Source organism: Streptomyces sp. NPDC059832, assembly GCF_042731715.1.
Classification (GTDB): Bacteria; Actinomycetota; Actinomycetes; order Streptomycetales; family Streptomycetaceae; genus Streptomyces.
This window is the reverse complement of record NZ_JBHWIY010000013.1, coordinates 1-23,460: the sequence shown is the minus strand read 5'-3', so window position 1 is coordinate 23,460 and position 23,460 is coordinate 1. Positions and strand designations below refer to the sequence as shown.

25 protein-coding genes are annotated in these 23,460 nt (G+C 70.8%); 8 read left to right on the top strand and 17 right to left on the bottom strand.

Annotated elements, in window-relative coordinates; all coding sequences use genetic code 11:
- Positions 1-3 precede the first annotated feature (3 nt).
- Complete coding sequence (locus ACFV8T_RS23330; RefSeq protein ID WP_385330541.1) at positions 4-1,302, top strand: MFS transporter; 1,299 nt, start codon at positions 4-6, stop codon at positions 1,300-1,302.
- Here ACFV8T_RS23330 and ACFV8T_RS23325 read toward each other — a convergent pair.
- The 3 genes from ACFV8T_RS23325 to tuf form a co-directional block, all read right to left on the bottom strand.
- A complete protein-coding gene (locus ACFV8T_RS23325; protein ID WP_385330538.1) occupies positions 1,264-2,109 on the bottom strand; it encodes a spermidine synthase in 846 nt (281 codons plus the stop codon). The two genes, ACFV8T_RS23330 and ACFV8T_RS23325, sit on opposite strands and share 39 nt — an antisense overlap.
- Positions 2,110-2,131: 22 nt before the next feature.
- Positions 2,132-2,977 (bottom strand): patatin-like phospholipase family protein, encoded by an 846-nt coding sequence (locus tag ACFV8T_RS23320; protein WP_385330536.1) that lies wholly within the window; start codon positions 2,975-2,977, stop codon positions 2,132-2,134.
- A gap of 73 nt (positions 2,978-3,050) precedes the next feature.
- The gene (gene tuf / locus ACFV8T_RS23315) at positions 3,051-4,238 is read right to left on the bottom strand and encodes an elongation factor Tu (RefSeq protein ID WP_385330533.1); all 1,188 of its coding nucleotides are present in this window, start codon (positions 4,236-4,238) and stop codon (positions 3,051-3,053) included.
- Between the two features lie 411 nt (positions 4,239-4,649).
- Between tuf and ACFV8T_RS23310 the strand changes: the two genes are divergently transcribed.
- Together ACFV8T_RS23310 and ACFV8T_RS23305 are read left to right on the top strand one after the other, a co-directional pair.
- Entirely contained in the window at positions 4,650-5,363 is a 714-nt protein-coding gene (locus tag ACFV8T_RS23310; RefSeq protein ID WP_385330530.1) for a TVP38/TMEM64 family protein, read from the top strand.
- Between the two features lie 211 nt (positions 5,364-5,574).
- Entirely contained in the window at positions 5,575-6,447 is an 873-nt protein-coding gene (locus ACFV8T_RS23305; RefSeq protein WP_385330527.1) for an undecaprenyl-diphosphate phosphatase, read from the top strand.
- Positions 6,448-6,505: 58 nt separating this feature from the next.
- On the opposite strand, the gene ACFV8T_RS23300 is transcribed toward ACFV8T_RS23305, so the two are convergent.
- Both ACFV8T_RS23300 and ACFV8T_RS23295 read right to left on the bottom strand, forming a co-directional pair.
- Positions 6,506-6,760 (bottom strand): DUF1049 domain-containing protein, encoded by a 255-nt coding sequence (locus ACFV8T_RS23300; protein WP_385330525.1) that lies wholly within the window; start codon positions 6,758-6,760, stop codon positions 6,506-6,508.
- Between the two features lie 131 nt (positions 6,761-6,891).
- Entirely contained in the window at positions 6,892-7,161 is a 270-nt protein-coding gene (locus ACFV8T_RS23295) for a hypothetical protein (protein ID WP_266422552.1), read from the bottom strand.
- A 250-nt stretch (positions 7,162-7,411) separates the two neighbouring features.
- Here ACFV8T_RS23295 and ACFV8T_RS23290 point away from each other — a divergent pair, with 250 nt between their 5' ends.
- From ACFV8T_RS23290 to lnt, 3 genes are all read left to right on the top strand, one after another.
- Positions 7,412-8,275: a universal stress protein gene (locus ACFV8T_RS23290; protein ID WP_385330521.1), complete on the top strand. Its 864-nt coding sequence runs from the start codon at positions 7,412-7,414 to the stop codon at positions 8,273-8,275.
- A 68-nt stretch (positions 8,276-8,343) separates the two neighbouring features.
- Positions 8,344-8,841, top strand: coding sequence for a nuclear transport factor 2 family protein (locus tag ACFV8T_RS23285; RefSeq protein ID WP_385330519.1), 498 nt, complete (start codon positions 8,344-8,346; stop codon positions 8,839-8,841).
- Positions 8,842-8,942: 101 nt separating this feature from the next.
- The gene (gene lnt, locus ACFV8T_RS23280; protein WP_385330516.1) at positions 8,943-10,745 is read left to right on the top strand and encodes an apolipoprotein N-acyltransferase; all 1,803 of its coding nucleotides are present in this window, start codon (positions 8,943-8,945) and stop codon (positions 10,743-10,745) included.
- On the opposite strand, the gene ACFV8T_RS23275 is transcribed toward lnt, so the two are convergent.
- The 3 genes from ACFV8T_RS23275 to ACFV8T_RS23265 all read right to left on the bottom strand — a co-directional run bounded on the left by ACFV8T_RS23275 (position 10,696) and on the right by ACFV8T_RS23265 (position 13,359).
- Entirely contained in the window at positions 10,696-11,043 is a 348-nt protein-coding gene (locus ACFV8T_RS23275; RefSeq protein ID WP_385330514.1) for a hypothetical protein, read from the bottom strand. The two genes, lnt and ACFV8T_RS23275, sit on opposite strands and share 50 nt — an antisense overlap.
- A gap of 182 nt (positions 11,044-11,225) precedes the next feature.
- Positions 11,226-12,125, bottom strand: a complete 900-nt coding sequence (locus ACFV8T_RS23270; RefSeq protein ID WP_385330511.1) for a Gfo/Idh/MocA family protein — start codon at positions 12,123-12,125, stop codon at positions 11,226-11,228.
- Between the two features lie 13 nt (positions 12,126-12,138).
- A complete protein-coding gene (locus ACFV8T_RS23265; RefSeq protein WP_385330509.1) occupies positions 12,139-13,359 on the bottom strand; it encodes an FAD-dependent monooxygenase in 1,221 nt (406 codons plus the stop codon).
- Between the two features lie 124 nt (positions 13,360-13,483).
- Here ACFV8T_RS23265 and ACFV8T_RS23260 point away from each other — a divergent pair, with 124 nt between their 5' ends.
- Together ACFV8T_RS23260 and ACFV8T_RS23255 are read left to right on the top strand one after the other, a co-directional pair.
- A complete protein-coding gene (locus ACFV8T_RS23260; protein ID WP_385330506.1) occupies positions 13,484-14,152 on the top strand; it encodes a TetR/AcrR family transcriptional regulator in 669 nt (222 codons plus the stop codon).
- A gap of 73 nt (positions 14,153-14,225) precedes the next feature.
- The gene (locus ACFV8T_RS23255; protein ID WP_385330504.1) at positions 14,226-14,690 is read left to right on the top strand and encodes a hypothetical protein; all 465 of its coding nucleotides are present in this window, start codon (positions 14,226-14,228) and stop codon (positions 14,688-14,690) included.
- A gap of 52 nt (positions 14,691-14,742) precedes the next feature.
- Here the strand turns inward: ACFV8T_RS23255 and ACFV8T_RS23250 are convergent, their stop codons facing one another.
- From ACFV8T_RS23250 to ACFV8T_RS23210, 9 genes are all read right to left on the bottom strand, one after another.
- Positions 14,743-15,228, bottom strand: coding sequence for a hypothetical protein (locus tag ACFV8T_RS23250; RefSeq protein ID WP_385330501.1), 486 nt, complete (start codon positions 15,226-15,228; stop codon positions 14,743-14,745).
- A 136-nt stretch (positions 15,229-15,364) separates the two neighbouring features.
- Positions 15,365-16,048 (bottom strand): uracil-DNA glycosylase, encoded by a 684-nt coding sequence (locus ACFV8T_RS23245; protein WP_072489654.1) that lies wholly within the window; start codon positions 16,046-16,048, stop codon positions 15,365-15,367.
- A gap of 111 nt (positions 16,049-16,159) precedes the next feature.
- Positions 16,160-17,740: an ABC transporter substrate-binding protein gene (locus ACFV8T_RS23240; protein ID WP_385330497.1), complete on the bottom strand. Its 1,581-nt coding sequence runs from the start codon at positions 17,738-17,740 to the stop codon at positions 16,160-16,162.
- Positions 17,741-17,857: 117 nt separating this feature from the next.
- A complete protein-coding gene (locus ACFV8T_RS23235) occupies positions 17,858-18,613 on the bottom strand; it encodes an SDR family oxidoreductase (RefSeq protein ID WP_385330494.1) in 756 nt (251 codons plus the stop codon).
- 20 nt (positions 18,614-18,633) lie between these two features.
- Complete coding sequence (gene fabG, locus ACFV8T_RS23230) at positions 18,634-19,395, bottom strand: 3-oxoacyl-ACP reductase FabG (protein WP_356481807.1); 762 nt, start codon at positions 19,393-19,395, stop codon at positions 18,634-18,636.
- 234 nt (positions 19,396-19,629) lie between these two features.
- Positions 19,630-20,013: a DUF3037 domain-containing protein gene (locus ACFV8T_RS23225; protein ID WP_385330491.1), complete on the bottom strand. Its 384-nt coding sequence runs from the start codon at positions 20,011-20,013 to the stop codon at positions 19,630-19,632.
- Entirely contained in the window at positions 20,010-20,864 is an 855-nt protein-coding gene (locus ACFV8T_RS23220) for a HipA family kinase (RefSeq protein WP_385330489.1), read from the bottom strand. Before ACFV8T_RS23220 ends, ACFV8T_RS23225 begins: the two co-directional genes overlap by 4 nt.
- A gap of 70 nt (positions 20,865-20,934) precedes the next feature.
- Positions 20,935-21,801, bottom strand: a complete 867-nt coding sequence (locus ACFV8T_RS23215; protein WP_385330487.1) for a tyrosine-type recombinase/integrase — start codon at positions 21,799-21,801, stop codon at positions 20,935-20,937.
- 459 nt (positions 21,802-22,260) lie between these two features.
- Entirely contained in the window at positions 22,261-22,563 is a 303-nt protein-coding gene (locus ACFV8T_RS23210) for a helix-turn-helix transcriptional regulator (RefSeq protein WP_385330484.1), read from the bottom strand.
- Positions 22,564-23,460: the final 897 nt, after the last annotated feature.

Sequence of the window (23,460 nt, the reverse complement as noted above, 5' to 3'; positions counted from 1 at the left end):
CTGGTGACTGTCGCCTCCGCCCCCGCATCCCGTCCGCTGCGCCCCGGCCGCAACTACCGTCTGCTGACCGCCGCCGCGATCATCACGGGCCTGGGTACCCATGGCGCGCTGATCGCGGCGGCGTTCGCCGTTCTGGAGGCGGGCGGTGACGGCGGCGACGTCGGTCTGGTGGCCGCCGCCAGGACCGCGCCCCTGGTGCTCTTCCTGCTGATCGGCGGCGCGATCGCGGACCGGCTGCCGCGCCACCGGGTGATGGTCGCGGCCAACGCCCTCAACTGCCTCTCGCAGGCCGCGTTCGCCTGGCTGGTCCTGGCCGGCGATCCGAAGCTGTGGCAGATGATGCTGCTCACCGCGTTGTGCGGCACCGGGCAGGCGTTCTTCAACCCGGCGGCCGAGGGCATGCTGATGTCCAGCGTCAGCCGCGAGCAGGCGAGCCGTGCCTTCGCGCTGTTCCGGATGGCCATGCAGGGCGCGACGATCGGCGGGGCGGCGCTCGGCGGCGCCATGATCGCGGCGATGGACCCGGGCTGGGTGCTGGCCGTCGATGCCGCGGCCTTCGCGGTGGCGGGCGCGCTGCGCGCGTTCCTGGACGTCAGCCACATCCCCCCGCGCGCGCCGGGCGGCGGTCTGCTCGCCGATATGCGGGACGGCTGGCAGGAGTTCATCGGCCGCCCCTGGCTGTGGAGCATCGTGGCGCAGTTCTCGGTGGTGGTCGCCGCGGTGGGTGCGGCCGAGTCGGTGTACGGTCCGCTGGTCGCCCGGGACGAACTCGGAGGCGCCCGCCCCTGGGGTTTCGCGCTCGCCGCGTTCGGGGCCGGCACCCTGGGCGGGGCGCTCCTGATGATGCGCTGGAAGCCCCGGCGGCTGCTGCTGGCCGGAACGCTCTGCGTCTTCCCGCTGGCGCTGCCGGCGGCGGGCCTCGCGGTGCCGTTGCCGGTGGCCGGACTCTGCGTGGTGATGTGCGTCAGCGGCGTAGCCATCGAGGTGTTCGGGGTCTCGTGGATGACGGCCATGCACCAGGAGATCCCGGAGGAGAAGCTCTCCCGGGTCTCGGCGTACGACTGGTTCGGCTCGGTGGCGATGATGCCGGTGGCCACCGCGCTCGCCGGTCCGGTGGAGTCGCTGGTCGGGCGGAGCGAGGCGCTGTGGGGCTGTGCGGCGCTGATCGTGCTGGTCACAGGGGCCGTGCTGTTCGTGCCTGAGGTGCGTGGTCTGACCCGGGCCCCCGCCACCGCCGAGGTGGCGAAGGGCCGGGGCCCGGCGTCATCCGATGCTGAAGGCCCCGTCGGGCGGCTCGGGTGAGGCGACCGCCGCACCGTCCCTGACCGGCCGGGCGGCACCGGCGAGCCGGTCCAGCGCGGCACCGTGCTCGACCCTGGCGGGGAAGGCGTCGGCGGCGCAACGGCGGGTCAGCGTCGCGATGTCGAGGGGACTCGGGGAGGCGACGAGGACGAGGTTGCCGAAGCGCCGGCCGCGCAGCACCGCCGGTTCGGCGATCAGCGCGAGTTCCTCGAAGACGGCTGCGAAGGTGGCCAGTTGGGAGCGGAGGAAGCCGAAGGGCGCGCCGTCCGCGAGGTTGGCGGCGTAGATTCCGCGGTCCCGCAGCGACCGCCGGGCAGCCTGCGCGTACTCGACGGAGGTGAGGTGGGCGGGTACCCGCGAGCCGCCGAAGACATCGGCGACCAGGATGTCGACGGAGCCGGGCGCGGTCCGTTCCAGCCGGCCGCGGGCGTCCGTGCCGTGCACGGTGATCCCGCTGCCGTCGGGGACCGGCAGGTGCTCGGCGACCAGTTCGAGGAGCCCGAGGTCGGCCTCGGCGACGTCCTGGCGGGAGCCGGGCCTGGTCGCGGCGACATAGCGGGGCAGGGTGAGCGCACCGCCGCCGAGATGGAGTACGTCCAGCGGTGCGCCCGGTGCCGCTGCGCAGTCGATGACGTGCGCGAGCCGTCGCGCGTACTCGAACTCGAGGTGGTCCGGCGCGTCGAGGTCGACGTAGGACTGGGGCGCGCCGTCGACGGTGAGCAGCCAGGCCCTGTCCCGGTCCACGTCGGGGAGAAGCCTGGCGGTGCCCTGGTCCACGTCCCGGATGACCGGTATCGAGTCGTTCACTCCCCCATTGTGGGGTGCCGGATCAGCTGCTCAGGACCGCGGCCACGGCTTCGGTGTGCGACGCCGACTGGGCGAGCCCGGCGCGGGCGGCCGCGGCCCGGCAGCTCGGGTCGAGGGGGTTGCGGCCGAATGCCTTCTTCGCCGCCGCGTCCGGGGCGATGACCTCGACGCGGGCACCGTTCGCGGCGAGCACGGCCGCCTGCGAACCCGGCGAGGCGATGGCCTTGTTGCCGCCGGCCGACGGAGCGACGACGACGACACGTCCGTAACCGGCGGCGAGCTGGGCGTTGGCCGTGGAGTGCACCCCGCCGTCGATCCAGGGCCGCCCGTCGATGCGGGCGACGGGCCATACGCCGGGGACCGCGGAACTCGCGGTGACGGCGTCGACGAGGGACACCCCGCCGTCCTTGTCGAACGTGTGGAGTTCGCCGGTCGTGGCGTCGACGGCGGTGATGAGCAGGGGGCGTCCCGGCCACTCGGGCGACAGGAGGCGGCTCGCGACGGCCGCGCGCCGTTCCTCCGCGGTGATGCCGAGCCGGGCGTCCTGCGCGATCCTGCCCAGTTTCCGGCCGTACGCCTCGGGGGTCCGGGCGGACAGTACGGCCGCCGCGTAGCGCAGCAGGGTGAGTGTGCCGAGCTTGCCGCCCGTCATGCCCTGCGGGTCGGCGAGCTGGAGTTCGTAGAGTTCGGGAAGGCCGAGCAGTCCGGAGGCCAGCTGTGCGCCGACCACCGCCCCCGCCGAGCTGCCGATGATCAGATCCGCCGCGGAGAGGTCCAGGCCCGCCTCCGCGAGCCCGTGCAGGATTCCGGTCTCCCAGGCGCTGCCGGTGACGCCGCCGGAACCCAGTACCAGTGCTGTGTCTGTCATGCCGTCAGTCTTGCGCACGACGCCGGGCCCGCCTCCCGCGGGTGCGGGGGGCGGGCCCTTGGAGCGCCGCGGTTCAGAGCAGGCCGGTGACGGTGCCGGCGCCGACCGTGCGGCCGCCCTCGCGGATCGCGAAGCCGAGTCCGCTCTCCAGCGGGACGTCACGTCCCAGCTCGACGGTCAGGTCGACCGTGTCGCCCGGACGAGCCACCGCCACCGCACCGAGGTCGACGTCGCCGACGACGTCCGCGGTGCGGATGTAGAACTGCGGCCGGTAGCCGGTGGTGACCGGGGTGGTCCGGCCGCCCTCCTTCGCCGACAGGATGTACACCTGCGCGGTGAAGCGACGGCTCGGCGTGACGCTGCCCGGCGCCGCGACCACATGGCCGCGGCGGACCCGGTCGCGCTCCACGCCGCGCAGCAGCAGGGCCACGTTGTCGCCGGCCTCCGCGGACTCCATCGGCTTCCCGAAGGTCTCCAGACCGGTGACGACGGTCTCGATGTCCGGGTCCGGTCCGAGCACCGAAACCCGGTCGCCGGTACGGACGGTGCCGCGCTCGACGGCCCCGGTGACGACGGTGCCCCGGCCGGTGATGGTCAGGACGTTCTCCACCGACAGCAGGAACGGCGCGTCGATGTAGCGGACCGGCATCGGTACGTAGGTGTCGACGGCGTCCAGCAGCGCCTCGACGGCCGAGGTCCAGCGCGGGTCGCCCTCCAGTGCCTTGAGGCCCGACACCCGCACGACGGGAGCGGAGTCACCGCCGTAGCCGTGCGCGGAGAGCAGCTCGCGGACCTCCAGCTCGACCAGGTCGGTCAGCACCGTGTCCTCGCCGTCGTCGACGGCGTCCGCCTTGTTGAGCGCGACGACGATGTGGTCGACACCCACCTGGCGGGCGAGCAGCACGTGTTCGGCGGTCTGCGGCATGATCCCGTCGAGCGCGGAGACGACCAGGATCGCCCCGTCGAGCTGGGCGGCGCCGGTGACCATGTTCTTGATGTAGTCGGCGTGGCCCGGCATGTCGACATGCGCGTAGTGACGGGTGTCGGTCTCGTACTCGACGTGCGCGATGTTGATGGTGATGCCGCGCTGCGTCTCCTCCGGCGCCCGGTCGATCCGGTCGAACGGGACGAACGTGCCGGTCCCGCGGTCGCTGAGGACCTTGGTGATGGCGGCGGTCAGGGTGGTCTTCCCGTGGTCGACGTGGCCCATGGTGCCGATGTTGAGGTGCGGCTTGGTGCGCACGTATGCCGTCTTGGGCATGGTTCATTCCTTGGTGTTCGAAGCTGAGAGAGAAGACCCCGGGGCCCCGCCGACCCTCCCCTTGCGGGGTCCGCCGGACTGTCGGGGGAGGGTCAGCTTCGGGCGCCGCCGATGAGCGCTGCGGCAGCGGTGGACACCGCTGCGGAAGTTGCCGCGGTGACGGGGCTCACGGCAGCCTTCGGCGCGTCCGCGACTGCGGACGGCGCTGCGAGGAAGGCGTACCGGAACATGAGTCCGATCATGTCGGACGGGCCGGGCGGCGTCGAATGGTTTTCGGGCGTACACCGCAGTCGCGGCAGGGGAGTTCGGCCCGAGCCGGACGCCGGGCGGGCGAGGGGCGCGGCATCGGCCGCCCCGCTCCCGCCACGCACATTACGGCGATCGGACACCGGCGTCGGTTACTCTCCCCGCATGCTCGACCCCGTCCCCGCCGCCCGGCCCGCCACCGGCCTCGCCGTGCGCTGCACGAGGGCGCTGCTCTCGCCCTGGTCCCGGTTCTCGCTGCTCGTGGCCGTGCTGCTGGGCGCCGCGGCGACGATGCTCCTCCTCGAACCCCAGCGGCTGCTCGCCACCGGCTGGCCCGACCGGCTCAGCGGTGGCGCCGTCGCGGTGATCCTGTTCGGTGTCGCGTACGGCGTGTGCACCGTGGCCTTCGCTCCCCGGCCGCTGCTCAATCTCGCCGCCGGCGCGCTCTTCGGTACGCAGGCGGGACTGGCCGCCGCTCTGGCGGGGACGGTGCTCGGCGCGGGCATCTCGTTCGGACTGGGCAGGGTGCTGGGACAGGACGCGCTGCGTACGCTGCTGCGCGGGCGGTGGCTCAAGGCCGCGGACGGTCAGTTGAGCAGGCACGGATTCCGCTCGATGCTGGCGCTGCGGCTGTTCCCGGGCGTGCCGTTCGCGGCGGCCAACTACTGCGCGGCGGTGTCGCGCATGGGGTATCCGCCGTTCCTGGTGGCCACCGGGCTCGGCTCGATCCCGAACACCGCGGCGTATGTCGTCGCGGGCAGCGAGGCCTCGTCACCGACGTCTCCGGCGTTCCTGGCCGCGATGGGCTTCATCGTGCTGACGGGGCTGGGCGCGGCCGTCGTCGCCTGGCGCAAGCGCCACCGTCTGACCGCCGAGTGAACCGGTGCGCACGGCGACCCGCACCGGGGCGGTGGGCGGCCCGGGGGTACGCGTAACGCTGTTCATCTGAGGGCGGTACCCTGCCCGCGACCGACCGAAGATCTCCGGGCCCGTCACGGCCCTGCCCTCAATTGACCGCAATGCGCACGCTGCCGACGGCCCTCCATGCCGTCGGCCGATGCACGATCACCTCCGGGATGGCCAAAGCCCCATGAGCTGGTTCGAATCGTTCGTCCTGGGCCTCGTACAGGGACTGACCGAGTTCCTGCCGATCTCCTCCAGCGCGCATCTGCGGCTCACCGCAGCGTTCGCCGGCTGGCACGACCCGGGTGCGGCGTTCACCGCCATCACCCAGATCGGTACGGAGGCGGCAGTCCTCATCTACTTCCGCAAGGACATCGTCCGGATCGTCTCGGCCTGGTTCCGTTCGCTGACCGACCGGTCGATGCGCAGCGACCACGACGCCCAGATGGGCTGGCTGGTCATCGTGGGCTCCATCCCCATCGGCGTGCTCGGTGTGACCTTCAAGGACCAGATCGAGGGCCCGTTCCGGGATCTGCGGCTGATCGCCACCACGCTGATCGTGATGGGCATCGTCCTGGGCATCGCCGACCGTCTCGCCGCCCGCGACGAGGTGGGCGGGAAGCACCGGGCCGCCAAGGAGCGCAAGACGCTCAAGGAACTCGGGGTGAAGGACGGCCTGATCTTCGGTTTCTGCCAGGCGATGGCCCTGGTCCCGGGCGTCTCCCGCTCCGGGGCCACCATCAGCGGTGGTCTGCTGATGGGGTACACCCGCGAGGCCGCGGCCCGGTACTCCTTCCTGCTCGCGGTCCCGGCGGTGCTCGCCTCGGGTGTCTTCGAGCTGAAGGACGCGGGCGAGGGACATGTGTCGTGGGGGCCGACGATCTTCGCGACCGTCATCGCGTTCGGCGTGGGGTACGCGGTCATCGCCTGGTTCATGAAGTTCATCACCACCAAGAGCTTCATGCCGTTCGTCATCTACCGCGTGCTGCTCGGCGTGCTGCTGTTCGCGCTGGTGGCCGCCGGTGTGCTGAGCCCGCACGCGGGTGAGTCGGCGGGCTAGATCCGCACGTACGACACCGGGGCGCGGTCCCTCGCACGCGCGGCACCCGGGCGCCGGGTCAGCGCCTCGCGCGGCGGCGGAACAGGTATCCGCCCAGGACCAGCCCGGCGACCAGGGTCACGGCCAGGACCGCCCAGAGCGGCAGGGTGACGGTGGGAATCCACAGCCGGATGCCGACCGACCCGGTGTTCGCGGCGATGAACCAGATCGCGAGCCCCGCCAGCACCAGGGCCCCGATGGTGCGGAGGCGTACGTTCCGGCCCTTGACGGTCAGGGTCGGCGGGCCGTGCGATCGGGACGTCTTCTCTGCCATGCGTCCAGTATTGAGTGATTCGGGCGATTAGTCCTGACGGGCAGCCGCATTCCTCGGGTACCGGTGCACCGGGCCGTCGACGATGCCCGGCCGCACCCGTACGTCCCAGGATGCGACCTGCCTCCGGCGGGTCAGGGTATGTCGCCCCGCCAGTCCCAGCGGTCGGGGTCGCCGTCCCGCGGCCCGTACTCCGCCCTGCCGCCCGGTCCGAACCGCCCGATCTCGGTGTTCAGCGCCGCTCCCTCGCGCAGCGCCCGGTCCGTCCAGCCGGTCACGTCGAGAAGCAGGCCGTCGAGCGGGCCGCCCACCAACTCCCGGTAGGCGTGCCCCGGCCGGGGCCCGGGGTCGGGATCGTCATGGTCGGCGCCGTACACGCGCCGCTGCCGCATCAGCTCGTCCATGGGGGCAGGATCGCACCCGGCACTGACAATCGCAGTGGCCGGGACGTCACGGAGCGCACCGGCGCCGCCGGGTCCGCCCCGATTCCCGGGACCGTCTCCGCGTCGTTCGCGAAGCCGAGCCGCCGCTCCCGCGTACACGGGCGGCCACAGGTCCCGGATGTTCCGGGCAGATAGGGTCGAAAGTCCCTGCCGCACGATGTCCGTGCGTACCAGCCTGGGACATGCACCGCCGGAACCTGGAGGGAACATCATGACCAGCACCGACCGTCCCGTGATCGCCGCAGTCGACGGCTCGTCGCACAGCCGCGAGGCACTCGACTGGGCCGCCCACGAAGCCGCACGGCGGGGCCTCGGGCTGACGATCGTGCACGCCCGCACGCCCGACCGGCGCGTCGGACAGGACACGCAGCGGCGCGAGGCGGAAGAGCTGCTCGACCGGTCCGTACGAAGGGTGTCCGAGATCGCTCCGGAGCTGCACACCTCGAAGCTGACACCGCTGGACTTCCCTTCGGCGGCGCTCACCTCGCTCAGCCGTGAGGCCTCGCTGGTGGTCGTCGGCTCACGCGGTCTGGGCGGCTTCCGGTCCCTGCTACTCGGCTCCAACAGCCTGGCGACCGCGTCGATGGCCGAATGCCCCGTCGTCGTGGTCCACAGCGGGCCGTCGGACGAGGACGCGGCGGAGACGGCGGAAACACATCCCGACATCGTCGCGGGAGTGGCTGCCGACGAGAGCAGCGAAGCGGTTCTCGAGTTCGCCTTCGGAACCGCGGCGTCCCGGCCCGGTGCGCGACTGCGGATCGTGCACGGCTGGACGATGTTCTCCTCGATGCTCTCGGGCGGCCCCGTCTTCGACCGGGACGCGGCGGCGAACTCGGCCGCACGGACCCTCGCGGAACTCACCGCCGGCTGGCGGGAGAAGTACCCGCAGGTCGAAGTCGTCAGGGAACCGGTCGGCGGCTCCGCCTCACGCACCCTGGTCACGGCATCGGCGACCGCGGCCCTGACCGTGATCGGGCGGCGCCGGGGCGGCGAGTCCCTCGGGCTCGGGCTCTCCCCCGTCGCACAGACCACGCTCACGCACGCGCTCGGCCCGGTCGCCGTGGTGCCCTGCTGACATCGGCGCCGCCCCGCCGTGCGTGCACGCCTCTTGGCCTCGCACGCCGGCGGGCAGACACTGACCCGATGACGCAGCGCGTGGATCTCGCGACCGTGATGGACCGGCTGTCCATCGATGCAGTGATCACCGGCTACGCGACGGCGGTGGACGACGGCGAATGGGCCGACTACCGGGCCCTGTTCACCGCGGACGGCCGAGCCGACTACCGCGGCGCCGGTGGCGTCGAAGGGCCGGCGCACGAGGTCGCCCAGTGGCTGGCGGGGACGATGCGGCTCTTCCCCGTACGCCAGCATCTGATCGTCAACCGCCGGCTCGACCTCCAGGACCTGGGCGGCTACCCGGGCGACCGCGCCGAGGTGGGCGCCGACTACCTCAACCCGATGCGGCTGGAGAGCACCGCGGCCGGTGCGGGCGATGCGGAGGAACGGGACACCGCGCCGAACTTCGTCTCCGGCGGGCGGTACGCGTTCACGCTGTCGCGTACGGACGGCGGCTGGCGGATCCGGACCGTGACCGTCCACGAGAAGTGGCGCAGCGCAGGCAGCCTCTTCCCCGCGGGCTGATCCCGGCCCTCCGGTGCTTCCGCTCCCCCGCACCGGGGAAGAACTGCGGAACGGACAAGCAGGGGGGAGACTGCTGATCAGGCAGGACGAGGAGGCGCGGCATGCGATTTCCGGCCGGTCGGAGCGGGCAGTGGGAGCGGGTGCTGCGGTCCGGCCGGTGGCGCAGCTGTCTCGCACTGCTCGCGGGGGCGCTGCCCGCACTCGCGTTCCCCGCGCCTTCGCTGTGGTGGCTCGCCGGTGTCGGCCTGGTTCCGTGGCTGCTCCTCATCCGGTCCGCCGGCACGGGTCGCCGGGCGGCGCTGGACGGCTGGCTCGGCGGCACCGGCTACATGCTCGCGGTGCATCACTGGCTGATGCCGAGCCTCCATGTCTTCATCGTGGTCCTGGCGGCCCTGCTCGGTCTGCTGTGGGCTCCGTGGGGGCTGCTGGTCTTCCGGATGCTGGGCGGGCCGGTGTCCGCGGCGGCCGTCGTCCTCGCGGTCGTCGTGGTGCCCTCCGGGTGGCTGATGATCGAACTGGCCCGCTCCTGGGAGGCGCTCGGCGGCCCCTGGGGGCTGCTCGGCGCGAGCCAGTGGCAGGTGGCTCCCGCGCTCCGTGTGGCGTCCGTGGGCGGGGTGTGGCTGGTGAGTTTCGTGTTGGTGGCGGTGAATACCGCTGTCGCCCTGCTGTTCGTGTCCCCGGCCGCCCGGGGGGTGGCCGCGGTGAGCATCGTGATGTGCGCCCTGGCCGTGGGGTCGATGGCGAAGTGGGCACCGCGGCCCGAGGAGTCGGGGGTGGCCAGGATCGCCGTCGTGCAGCCGGGTGTGTTCACGGGGGCCCACGGCGTCGAGCGCCGGCTCGCCCGCAGTGAACGGCTGACCGGCTCGCTGGCCGGGCGCGATCTCGATCTGGTGGTGTGGGGCGAGAGCAGTGTGGGTGTGGATCTCGCGCGGCACCCGGACATCACCGCCCGGATCGCCGCCCTCTCGCGCCGGGTGGGCGCCGACGTACTGGTCAATGTGGACGCCCGGCAGACCGACCGATCGGGCCGGACGGGGATCTTCAAGTCGGCGGTGCTGGTGGGTCCGGCCGGGCTGACCGGGGACCGCTACGACAAGATGCGGCTGGTGCCGTTCGGCGAGTACGTCCCGGCCCGGTCGGTGCTCGGCTGGGCCGCTTCCGTGGGCCGGGCGGCGGGCGAGGACCGGTTGCGGGGCACCCGGCAGGTGACGATGTCGCTGCCCGGGGCCGAGGGCGGGCACGGTCTGCGGATCGGGCCGCTGATCTGCTTCGAGTCCGCGTTCCCCGACATGAGCCGTCGGCTCACCCGGGACGGTGCGCAGCTGCTGATCGCCCAGTCGTCCACCTCCTCGTTCCAGCACAGCTGGGCACCCTGGCAGCATGCCTCGCTCGGGGCGCTGCGGGCCGCCGAGAACGGCCGCCCGATGGTGCATGCCACGCTCACCGGCGTGAGTGCGGTGTACGGCCCGCAGGGCGCGCGCGTCGGTGCTCCGCTCGGTACGGACACGAGCGGCGCCGCCGTGTTCGACGTACCGCTGGCCACGGGCACCACGCTCTATGTGCGGCTGGGCGACTGGCCGCTCCAGGGGGCCGCGGCGGTGCTGGCCCTGTTCTGCGCCTCCGAAGGGGTCCGGTCGCTCATGAGGCGTCACGGGGTGCCGGGCGGGGCGGACGCCGCCACCTCTGAACCACGCCCCGGCCAGGCGCAGTCCAGGTCGCGCAGGATGCGTTCGCACAGTTCGTGTGTGCGCAGGGCGTCGGGGGGCGCGGGACGTCTCCCCCCCCCCCCCCCCCCCCCCCCCCCCCTCCCCCCTCCCCCCCCCCCCCCCCCCCCCCCCCCGGGCCCGGCCGGGCCTATCCGGGGCCGTTCACCGAGACGATGTGGCCCTGGGCGTCGACGGTGAGCGAGACCCGCTCGACCCTGTTGGTCACGGCCAGCACCAGCCACACGGCGCCCCAGAGGAAGCAGGTGAACACCATCAGGATGGCGTGCAGCACATGGTTCAGCGGGTTTCCCCGGACCATGACGACCTGTGTCCCGGAGCGCGATTCCACCCGCCAGCCGCTCGCGATCCGCTGATTGACCGCCCAGTCGAGGATCAGGCCGCGCTGCGTCTCGTCGGGCGGCCGCCCATCGGCCGAGTAGTAGCCCGGCGGCGGCTGGAGCGCCCCCCAGCCCTTTGGCTCGTCGTGAGATCTCACGAGGTCACCTCCACGGGCCGGTGGCCCATCACCCCAGCCTGCATCGGAGCGGGACCCGACGCATCCGGGGGCTCACCGGCCACCGCTCCCGGCGGCTGCGCCGGGACAGCCCTCAGGGCGTTGTCTCAGAAGTCCCGTCTGTCTCGCGGGGCGGACGACGCCACTTCTGAAACACGCCCTGGCTAGGCGCAGTCCAGGTCGCGCAGGATGCGTTCGCACAGTTCGTGTGTGCGCAGGGCGTCCTCGGCATTCAGCACCTTTCCGGCGCGTACGGCGTCCAGGAACGACAGCACGCTCTGCTCGATGCCGCGCTGGCGGGCCACCGGCACCCAGTCGCCGCGCCGCCGTACGCTCGGCTGCCCCTTGTGGTCGATCACCTCGGCGAGGTTGACGACCTCGCGCTTGGAGTCCTGGCCGGAGACCTCCAGCCGTTCCTCGGTCGAGCCGCTGAGCCTGTTCATGGTGCCGATGGCGGTGAATCCGTCACCGGACAGCTGCAGCACGACATGGTGCATCAGGCCCTCGCGGATCCTGGCCTGCACGACGGTGTGCTCGACCGGTCCCGGCGCCAGGAAGCGCAGGGTGTCGACGACATGGATGAAGTCGTCGAGCACCATGGTGCGCGGGTCCTCCGGCATGCCCACCCGGTTCTTCTGCATGAGGATCAGCTCGCGCGGGTGCTCGGCGCACTGCGCGTAGCCGGGTGCGACCCTGCGGTTGAAACCGACGGCGAGACTCGCTCCGCGCTCCTCGGCGAGACTCACCAGGCGCTGGGAATCAGCGAGTTCGTAGGCCAGTGGCTTGTCGACGTAGGTGGCGACGCCCGCCTCCAGCAGCCGGGCCACGATCTCCGGATGCACGGTCGTCGGGGCGTGGACGAACGCGGCGTCCAGCCCCTGGGCGATCAGCGATTCGAGGTCGGTGTGGCACTGCGCGGCCGGGATCCGGTGCGCCTCGGCAACCGCGGCCAGAGTGGCGGGGGTTCGGGTCTGCAGATGCAGTTCGACCCCGGGCAGGGCGGTCAGAACCGGCAGATATGCCTTCCGCGCGATGTCGCCGAGCCCGATGCAGCCGACCTTCACAGGGGTCTTCCTCTCACTGTTCGCCGTCCACCGGTGCGGTGTTCGCCTCGCGAGGGGCAGCATACGTGTGCTGCGGCGGCTGCCAGTCGGCTATCCCGTCGAAGGTGCGCAGGACCAGGTTGGGCCCGAGGCGCGAGACGGCGGATACCAGCGCGTCACGCATCGCGACGGCGGGGGCGCTGGTCAGGCGCATCAGACGGGCAGTCCGTTCCGCCTTGCGGACGATGGCGGATGTGCGGGGCAACCGCTCGGCGGTGTACGCCGCCGCCCCGGCGGCGAGGTCACCGCCCGGCGTCAGATGGTGGACCAGCACGATCGCGTCCTCGATGGCCTGGTTGCCGCCCTGGCCGAGGCTCGGTGCCATCGCATGCGCGCAGTCGCCGACGAGGACGGTACGGCCCCGGTGGAAGGACGGCAGGGGATCGAGCAGCTGGTGGACGTCGTTGCGGAGCACCTGGCCGGGATCGGCGGCGGCGATGACGGACGGGATCGGGTCGTGCCAGCCGCCGAACCGGCGCAGCAGCTCCGCCTTCTCGCCGTCGGCGGCGTGGGCCCCGGCGGGGGCCACGGCGGCCCCGTAGGCGTAGATCCGGCCGTCCTTGAGCGGCTGGGTGCCCCAGAGAGCGCCGCGCCCCCAGGTCTCGTGCGGGGCGAAGGGCCGCTCGCGCGCGGGAACGACGATGCGCCAGGTGGTGAATCCGGCGTACGAGGGGCCGGGGTGGTCCGGGAAGAGTGCGCTCCGTACGGCCGAGTTGATGCCGTCGGCGCCGATGACGAGGTCGGCCTCGATGTTCCCGGCCGCCGTGCCGACCACGGCGGGCGCACCGTCCGCCGTCCCCGGGTCCAGCAGTTCCGCGGCGGTACCGGTGCGGACGGTGTCCTCGGGCAGCCGGGCCACGAGGCGGTCGACGAGGCCGGCCCGGTGCAGCAGGACGATCGGGCCGCCGAACCGCCGGGCCGCGGCGGCGCTGTCCGTACGGGAGAGCCAGCGGCCACCGGGGACACGCATGCCGCCCTCGCCCTGCCAGGCGGCGAGGGCCCTGATCTCGTCGCCCATGCCGATGACGTCCAGGGCGCGCTGGGAGTTGGGGGCGAGGGCGATACCGGCCCCGACGGGCTCCAGGGAGGGCGCGCGCTCCAGAACGGTGACCCGCCAGCCGCGGCCGTGCAGGGCCACCGCCGCGGTGAGGCCGCCGATTCCACTGCCGATGACGACGGCATGGGGCTTGTCCATGACTCCTCCACGAAGCATCGAAACCACGCAACTCGTCGAAACCACGGAGCCCGGAACCCGGAACTACATCCGTAGTGACACGTTCACCGTACTACGGATGTAGTGGGAAAGGTAGGTTGGCCCCATGGCCACACGCACCGCCGGTACCTCCCGGGCCGATCTCATCGCCGACGCCGCCCTCGCGCTCCTCGCCGAACGCGGGATGCGCGGGCTGACCCACCGCGCGGTGGACGAGCGCGCCGGTCTCCCCCAGGGCTCGACGTCCAACTACGCGCGCACCCGGCAGTCCCTGCTGGAGGTGGCGGTGCGACGGCTGGCCGAGCGTGAGGCACGGGTGCTCGCCCCCGGTGAACTCCCGGTCCCGGGTATCACCCCGGTCACCGGCGCGCGACACGGTTCGAGCGGCGGCCCGGAGACCGGTCCGGCCGCCGGGGCGGAGGCGCTGGTCGCCGGTCTCGCGCTGGCGCTGCACCGCTATCTCACCCGCCACCTCGAACTGCTCGTCTGCCGCTACGAGCTCGCGCTGGAGGCGACCCGGCGCCCGGAACTGCGGGAGTTCTTCGACGCGACGGGCCGACAGTTCCGCGAACCGCTGATGGCGCTGATGACGGCCGCCGGATCGGCCGAGCCCGAACGGCACACCCTGTCCCTGGTGGCCTGGTGCGAGGGGCTGATGTTCTCGTGCGCCGCGGGGTCGTACAACCGCTCCGTCCCGAGCGAGGAGGAGCTGCGCACCGGCTTCGCGGAACTGCTGAGCGGGATGCTGGGACCGCGGTGGGCGACGCCGCGCTGACCGCCGTCACCCGTGCGGGCCAATCCCGGCCGCCCGGCCCACCGGGGCCATGTCCGCACCGCAGAGTGATCAGGTGCAACGAACCAGAATCACCGTGAGCCTCCTGGTCGGCGTGGCCGTCACGACGCTGTCCGGCTGCGTGTCCGTACAGCCCCGCCCGGACGTTCCGCCGCGGCCCCGGGCCAGTGGGCCCGCCCGGGACCTGACCCCGCAGATCGTGCTGCCGCCCGTCCACGACTCCCTGGAGGCCGTACCGGCCCCCGAGCCGTCCGCCTCGGCGGGCCGCCCTTCGAAGGGCGCGCCGCCGCCGGAGACCCGCCGCCCCGTGCCCCGCGCCCCGCGGCAGCAGCGGCAGCCGCGGTACCCGAATGCCGCACGGCCCAGGCCGCACCGTGCCCCGCCCGCCGTGACCGCGCCCGTTCCGGCCCCGCCGGCCCCGGTCGCCGGTACGGACGTCTGCGCGCTGGGACGGGGCTACGGGCACTGGCCCGCGGGCAGCCCGCAGTCCCGGATCTGCGACGACACCTACGGCCGCTGAGCCCCGAACGGACGAACCGAGCAGTGGCCCGTCCACCACGGACGGGCCACCCTCACAGCTCGCGCAGCCGAAGCTCCAGCCGCGCGATCGCCGCGCGCACCCCTCCCCCGTACCCGTCGTCCGCCCCGTCGTCCGCGAGTACACCGGAAGTGGCGTGGGCCCGGTCCAGATGGAACCGCGCCGCATCGGGTCGCCGGAGCTTCACATAGTCCGCCGCGAGATTGAGGTGCAGCGACGGATAGAAGGCACGCGCCGCCGGCGCATCGGGGTGCTGCGCCGCCCGCTCGTCGGTCAGCCCGTCGGCCGCGGTCAACGCCCGCAGGTCCCAGGCCAGTTCATCGCCGGGATCGTCCTGGGTGTCGGCCAGGTAGTGGGCGAGGGTGCACCGGTGCAGGGCGTCACCGTCCTCGCCGATCTCCGACCAGAGCTCGCCGAAACGATTGCGGGCCTCTTCCCGATCGCCGCCGTGCAGCAGCATGATCGCCTGGCCGATCCTGGTCATGACGGCGTCCCTGGACGCCTCCCGCTGCTCCGTCACCGCAACCTCCCTGCGCATTCGTCCGCCCGTTCCCGTGCGACGCTAGTCGCAGGTGCGGTCAATCCCGCTGAGGCTCGGGCAGACGTCCCCGGCCGGCCGCCGGACGCCCGCCGCCGGCCGGGGCCACGACCGCCTGTCAGCCCAGGTCGGGGATGCGCCAGTCGATGGCCTCGTGCCCCTGCGCGGCCACCGCCGCGTTGATCTGCCTGAACGGGCTGGAGCCGAAGAACTTCTTGGCCGACAACGGCGAGGGGTGCGCCCCCTTCACCACCACATGGCGCTCCTCGTCGATCAGCGGAAGCTTCTTCTGGGCGTAGTTGCCCCAGAGCACGAAGACCGCCGGGTCGGGCCGCGAGGCGACCGCGCGGATCACGGCGTCGGTGAACTTCTCCCAGCCCTTGCCCTTGTGCGAGTTGGCCTCGCCCGCGCGCACCGTCAGCACGGCGTTGAGCAGGAGTACGCCCTGCTCGGCCCATGGCATCAGATATCCGTTGTCCGGGACCGGGAGGCCGAGCTCCTCCTTCATCTCCTTGTAGATGTTCCGCAGCGACGGCGGCGTCTTCACGCCCGGCCGCACGGAGAAGCACAGCCCGTGCCCCTGCCCCTCCCCGTGGTACGGGTCCTGGCCGAGGACGAGGACCTTCACCTTGTCGTAGGGCGTGGCGTCCAGGGCGGCGAACACCTGGTCGCGCGGCGGATAGACCGGCCCCTTGGCCCGCTCCTCCTCGACGAACTCGGTGAGCTCCTTGAAGTACGGCTTCTGCAGCTCTTCGCCGAGGACGCCGCGCCAGGACTCGGGCAGCAGGTCGGTGTCGGTCACTTCAACAACCTCCGGTAAGCAATCAGCTTTTCATCCGAGAACCTACCGGGGACCACTGACAACGCGCCCCGCCAACCCCGCCGGGGCGGGCCTGTCAGCCGGCCTTCGGGCCTACCAGCTGGCCTTGCGGTACAGCTCCCACATCTGCATGACCGTCTGCGGGTCCAGGGCGCGCTCGCCACCACCGATGTCCTCGCCCGACGCGACGTACAGCTTGCCTTGCCACAGCGGCAGCAGCCGCACGTCGTCGACCAGGATCTGCTGGGCGCGTTCGAACTGCTTGCTGACCGCGCCCCGGTCGCTCTCCTTGCGGGTCTGCGGCAGCAGCTCCTTGGTGATCTCGTTCTTCATGTACGGCATCCCCGTGACGCTTTCCTTGCCGAGGAACGGGGCGATGAAGTTGTCCGGGTCCGGGAAGTCCGGGAACCAGCCGCGGCCGAAGACGGGGTACTCCCCCTTGGTGAAGCCTTCCTGGAACGTCTTCCAGGGCCTGCTCTTCAGTGTGATCTCGAACAGCCCGGAGCTCTCCAGCTGCCGCTTCAGCTCGTCGAACTCGGGGGCGGTGGAGGAGCCGTACCGGTCGGTGGCGAACCAGAACGTCAGCTCGACCGGCTTGGTGATGCCCGCCTTGGCCAGGATCTGCTTCGCCTTGCCCTGGTCCGGGTCGCCGTACGCGTCGAAGAAGCTGGTGGTGTGTCCGGCGATGCCCTTGGGGACCATGGAATACAGCGGTTCGGCCGTGCCCTGGTAGACCTTGGCCACCAGGGCGTCGCGGTCGACGAGCTGGGCGATGGCCCGCCGTACGGCCACGTTCCCCGCCGCCGGGTCCTTGGGGTTGAAGACCAGGAAGCGAATGTCCGCGCCGACCGTCTCGACGATCTGCAGGTTGCTGTCCTTGTCCTGGGAGCCCTCCAGGCTGACGACCTCCTCGGCGGTGAGGCCGCGGTAGATCGCGTCGATCTGCTTCTTCCGCAGCGCCGCGACCACGGGGGCCGATTCCTTGAAGTACCGGATGGTCACGGCGTCGTTCTTGCGGTTGGCGAAGCCCTTGTAGTCCGGGTTCTTCACCAGTTCGGCCCGGTTACCCGGCTTGTACGAATCAAGGAGATACGGACCGGATCCGGTGATCTTTCCGTCGCTGCGGATCTTGTGCCTGGAATAGGCGCTGGGCGCCACCAGCGACATCGCGGGCGTGGCGAGAATGAAGGGGAACGTGGCGTCCGGCTTGGTGAGGTGGAAGACGACGATGTCGTCCCCCTTCGTCTCGACGCGGTCGAGCGAGCCGAGCATGCCGACGGGGCCGCCCTTGAACTTGATCTCCGAGATCCGGTCGATGGAGTACTTCACTGCCTCGGCGTCGAGCTTGTCCCCATTGGAGAATTTCAGGCCCTCGCGGATCTTGCACCGGTAGGAGGTGCTGGTGGTGTCAGTGAACTTGCACCATTCCGCGGCGTCGGGCTCGGGGCTCGTACTGCCGGAAGGGAAACTCACCAGGGTCTGGAAGACATTCCGCATCAGCTCCCAGGAGTTGTCCCACGCCGCCGCCGGATCGAGGGTGGAGGGTTCGCTGGTCGTACCGACGACTATCTTCTGCTCGACTTTCGAGCCGCTGTCGGAAAGAAGTCCGCAGCCTGCCAGCAGAGAAAGGGAAGCAACGGCTGCAGCGGCCTGCAGACTGGCCCGGTAGAACACGTGAACGCTCCTCGATCAGCCATGGGTCGGCAGACCATACCGCAGTGCCCCGTCGGGTCAATCCGCAGGCCCGACAGGGCACTTGAGTCAATCAGGGCCAAATCCGCTCAGGCTGTCTCAGCCCACGCCCGCATTCAGGAAGATTCCGCCGTCGACCACCAGGGTCTGTCCCGTGATCCAGTCCGCCTGACTCGACGTGAGGAACGCGGCAGCGCCACCGATGTCCTCGGGAACTCCCAGCCGGCCGAGCGGATATGCCGCGGCGGCCTCCGCCTCGCGGCTTTCGTACAGCGTCTGGGCGAACTTCGTCTTCACGACCGCGGGAGCGATCGCGTTGACCCGGACGACCGGCGCGAACTCGTGCGCCAGCTGAAGGGTCAAATTGACCATGGCGGCCTTGCTCATGCCGTACGCGCCGATAAAGGGCGAGGCGGAGATCGCGGCGACCGAGGCGATGTTGACGATCGCCCCGCCATGCTCCTTCTGCCAGGCCTTCCAGGTCTGCTGCGCGAAGCCGAGCGCCGAGATCACATTCATCTCGAAGACCTTGCGGGCGACGTTGAGGTCGAGCTCCGCGATCGGCCCGAAGACCGGATTCGTCCCGGCGTTGTTGACCAGGAAGTCGACCCGGCCGAACGCCTCCATGGTGCGCTCGACGGCCACCGCCCGGTGCGCCTCGTCGTGGGCCTTGCCCGCCACACCGATCACCCGGTCGGCGCCCAGCCGCTCCACGGCCTCCTGAAGCGCGTCCTCGCCGCGCCCGGTGATGCACACCCGGTCGCCGCGGGCCACCAGCGCCTCGGCGATGCCGTAGCCGATGCCCCGGCTCGCACCCGTGACGAGCGCGACCTTCCCGCTGTCCTGCACAGTCATGATGTCCGCAGCCCTTCGGGTCAGTTGAGCGGTCCGCCGGCGACGTACATGACCTGGCCGGAGACGAAGCCGGCCTCGTCGCCCGTGAAGAAGGCGATGGCGTTGGCGATGTCCTCGGGGCGGCCGACGCGCTGCACCGGGATCTGGGTGGCGGCCGCGGCCTGGAACTCCTCGAAGCCCATGCCGACCCGGGCCGCCGTCTGCGCGGTCATCTCGGTGACGATGAAGCCGGGGGCCACGGCGTTGGCCGTGATGCCGAACTTGCCGAGCTCCTTGGCGAGGGTCTTGGTGAAGCCCTGGAGACCGGCCTTGACCGCGGAGTAGTTGGCCTGGCCGCGGTTGCCGAGCGCCGAGGAGGAGGAGAGCGAGACGATTCGGCCGAACTTCGCGTCCACCATGTGCTTCTGGACGGCCTTGGCCATCAGGAACGCGCCCTTGAGGTGCACGTTCATCACGGTGTCCCAGTCGGACTCGCTCATCTTGAAGAGCAGGTTGTCGCGGAGCACGCCCGCGTTGTTGACGAGGATCGTCGGGGCGCCGAGTTCGGCGGCGACCCGCGCGACCGCGGCTTCCACCTGGGCGCTGTCCGACACGTCGCAGCCGACCGCGAGGGCGGTGCCCCCGGCGGCGGTGATCTTCTCGACGGTGTCCTTGCAGGCCGCCTCGTCGAGGTCGAGTACGGCGACGGCGCGGCCCTCGGCCGCCAGGCGTACCGCGGTGGCGGCGCCAATGCCCCGCGCCGCTCCGGTCACGACGGCGACACGCTGCTCGGTGGTGGACATGCTTGGTTCTCCTCGCCCTTGGATCGCCGCTCAGCGGACGTCGGGGCACCCCCGGCACGGGACCTCGTGTGCACGGAACCTCCCCGATAGCTGAGCAACCGCTTAGTACCTTCAGCAGACGAGACGCTAGAAGCCCTGGCACCCGGTGTCAACGGCCCACGGCCGCCGGGGCGCATGTCACACCCGGCGGCGCCGTTCGCGCAGTGGTCGCGGGCGGCGCCGCGGGGCGGCGGATCAGCGCACCAGCAGGTCCAGCAGCCGCTCGACCTCGGCCTCCGGGTCGGTGGTGAGACCGCTGTGCACGGGGCTCGGCTGGACGACCGTGGAGCGCGGGGCGATCAGCCAGCGGAAGCGGCGCCCGGCGTCGTCACGGGCCGCCTGGCCCGCGTCCGTACCGCCGCGGCACACGCCCTCGACGGCATGCAGGGCGGCCCGTACACCGATCACGTCGGCGGTCGGGTCCAAGGCCCGCAGTTTGGTCTCGTCGAGATGGGTGCGGGCGGCCACGAAACCCCGTGCGCGGCAGTAGACCACCACGCCCGCATTGAAGAACTCGCCGCGCTGCACCCGCGGGACGACGCGCAGCAGCGCGTACTCGAAGACATCGCGCTCGCTCACCGCTGGCCGTCCTTGTCGTTCTTCTTGGTGGGATGCGGCCAGGGGGTGAGGTGTTCGGTGAGCCAGCCGGGGGCCTGGGACGGCTTGGGCCCGGTGGGGCCCTCCATCGTGATCCGCTCGTGGATGGTCGCGGCACGCGGCAGCAGCGCGTCCACGTAGGCGCGGCGCAGCTCGTCGGTGCTGTCGAAGCCCGGCTCGTCCACCAGCCACTCGTCGGGGACATCGGCCGCGACCTCGGTGAGCAGCTCCTCGGTCACCAGCGGGGCGAGCTCGGCCGCAGCAGCCGCGATGTCGGGTGCGAACGGGGCGAGCGCGTGGTCGGAGGCGTTGTAGGGCTTGGCGGCGGAGGCCTGGACGCCGGGCCAGTTGTGGTGCCAGATCATGGTGGCGCCGTGGTCGATGAGCCACAGGTCGCCGTGCCAGATCAGCATGTTCGGATTGCGCCAGGACCGGTCGACGTTGTTGATCAGCGCGTCGAACCAGACGACCCGTCCGGCTTCCCCCGGGTCCACCTGGTAGGCGAGCGAGTCGAAACCGATCGAGCCGGGCAGGAAGTCCATCCCCAGATTGAGCCCGCCGCTGGCCTTCAGGAGCTCCTGCACCTCCTGGTCGGGCTCGGCGAGCCCGATGACCGGGTCGAGCTGGATCTGTACGAGGTCGGGGACCCGCAGCCCGAGCCTGCGGCCGAGCTGCCCGCAGATGACCTCCGCGACCAGCGTCTTGCGTCCCTGTCCGGCGCCGGTGAATTTCATGACATACGTGCCGAGGTCGTCGGCCTCGACGATCCCGGGGAGCGATCCACCCTCACGCAAAGGCGTGACATAGCGAGTCGCTACGACTTCTTCCAACACTTTCCCAGGCCACCAATCTCTTCAGCCTTACAATCCACGAAAGACCTCCCCGGGGGCGTAGAGGTAGGAATCACCGGTCAACGGCGCTGGGGAGAATCTGGGGAGTTTCGGCTGACGAGCCGGTCACCCCGCTCCCCAGCAGACCGTCGATCGTGCCGCGCCCCTTGCTGCCAGCTTCCGGCATGAAGTGAGCATAGTAACCGAGGGTGATCGCCGGTGAGGAGTGTCCGAGCCACCGAGCCAGGGTCACGACGGACTCTCCGGCTTCCAACATGATCGAGGCGTAGGTGTGCCGAAGCACGTGGAAACCGTCCTTCGGGGCCGCTGCCCACTGCCAGGCTTTCGCCCCCTCGGCACGTGGCGGGATGACGCCCGCCTTGGCCAAGGCGGGCTTCCAGGTGTAGGTGTTCCATGTGTTCACCGCGACGGCGTTGCCGAAGCGCGTGGTGAGCAGCAGGGAGAACTTCTTCCTCTCCCCCTCCGGTTTCCCCCACGGCAGCTCCACCTCTACCGGCGGGAACGTATCGATGTGACGCTTGAGTTCCTCGGCTACCGAGGGGGGCAGATCCACCGTGCGGATCTTCTTCCCCTTCGGCAGGGCGGAGTACAGCCTTCCGTGAATCGCCTGTACTTGGCGCCGGACGTGAAGCATGCCGCGTACATAGTCGACGTCCTCCGGACTCAGCCCGAACACCTCGCCCTGGCGGAGCCCGCACCCCAGGCCAACCACGACAGCGATCCTGTTCCGCTCGTTGATGGCATCGCGGACCCGCAGTGCCGTAGCCATCGACCACGCGTCGCGCCGCTCCCGCGGCGACTTGGGCCACCGCACAGATTTCGCGTGCATAGGGTTGCGCACGAGGCGCTTGTCGTCGACGGCCGCTTCCAGAATGGAGGAAAGCTCGGACAGGATGCCGCGCTGGTAGTCGACCGACAAGACCGTCGACTCCAGCTTGGTTATGAACGCCCGCAGATCCGTTGCGGCGATACTCCTGAGCGGAAGCTGACCCAGGTGCGGAACGATATGAAGACGCGTTCTACGCTCCTGACCGTCCTGGGTTTTCGGAGCACCACCTCGCCCCGGTGCCCAGTGCGTCGCGATGTAGTCGGCCAGGTGTTGGATCCGTCACGCGGGTCTACGAACTCACCTCGCTCCTCGTCCGTAGCGGCGCGGCGAAGCCACGCCTTGGCGTCCTCCAGCACGTCAAAGGATCGGTCTCGTACCCCAGGCACGCCGGCGACCTTGTACCGCTTACCCTTACCGTAGCGAGCGGTCTTCTCCCTTCTCCCGGTGACCGGATCCTTCTCCTTCTTGAGCCAACGATCCTCGATATAGCCGGCCAACTTTGCCTCCTTTCAGGAGGGTGCGAAACAGCTCGCGACAACCTTCGAGGCATCAAGCACCGGGGTTACGTCGCTGCAGAGGTGTACTCAGCGGACTCAGAGCAGGGTTGGAGCGGGAGTCTGCGCTTTCCTGCTCATCGACCCAGGCGTCGAGAGCTGTCCGCCGATACATGACCCGGCCACGGGGGCCCAAGCGGAAGCTCGGCGGCCCCTGCCGTCTGTGCCGCCAGACATAGAGCGTGTGCGGTGAAATGCCGAGGTACGCGGCAGCGTCCTTGACGCTGAGGAAGCAGGTCCGTACAGCGCTCGTGGGTTCGGGCACGGCCAGGGGGACGAGCTGTGGTCGTGTAGACATGGCGCACTTCCTGTGAAGGGAACGAAGCAAAGTGGGCCAAGGAGACCCATGTCCGCTACGACTCCACCGCCAAGCGCAGTCGGAGGCGAACACCTGAATAGTCCTGACCATCGCCGGTTTGGCTAACCGGTGATCGTCGGCTGTGTTGCGCGCGCCGCGTCGGTTGAGATCGGCAGGAGCTCGGGGCAGCTTCGGTCATGAATCCATCTGCGAGGCGGTCAAGATTGCGCGCCGCGAGGCATCCAGAAATACCCGTTACCCGGGCCACACTCCTATTCGCGACCCCAGGGTGCGTCGAATAGGTCGGCCGCACAGATGCACAAACAGAGTCCGCCAGAGGCCGCTCTGTAGTCACTCGACATTTTCCCGGACCAGGCGTTCAGTCCCCCGAGGCCGTAAAGCGAGCAGAGCGGATAGCGTAAGAACGAGAGTCTCGCATGGCTGGCATTTCGGACAGTCCTTAGCCTTACCCATCGATCCCCCTCTCCTCTGATCTGGCGTCTTCCGGGACGTTGTACGTTGACATGACTTCGCCCGAGGTTCCAGTCCTTTGCAATTGAATGTCGTCTGCCGTGAGCGAATGCCCGCTGTCTCCCAGCTGAGAGCCGACCGCTTTAGACACGGAGCCTTTTCCAACCTCAGTCTGACAATGCCGGGCCGAGCGTCGGAGCCGGGTGATAGACACCTGCCATGGCGCAGTTCTTGGTACTGGTTGACGGTGAGGCGGGCGGATGGCGGGTCGACCGCGAGGCTCTAATACTCCAGCAGGATTTCGCTGTCTGAGCTGGTCTTTCGCCGGGTGGCGGGAGTGTAGCGGGACTTCGGTCGTGCGGGGGCGGTCTCACGGCGACCGCCCCTCGATCGTGCGACAACGCCGCAGGTAGTGACAGCGGCGGG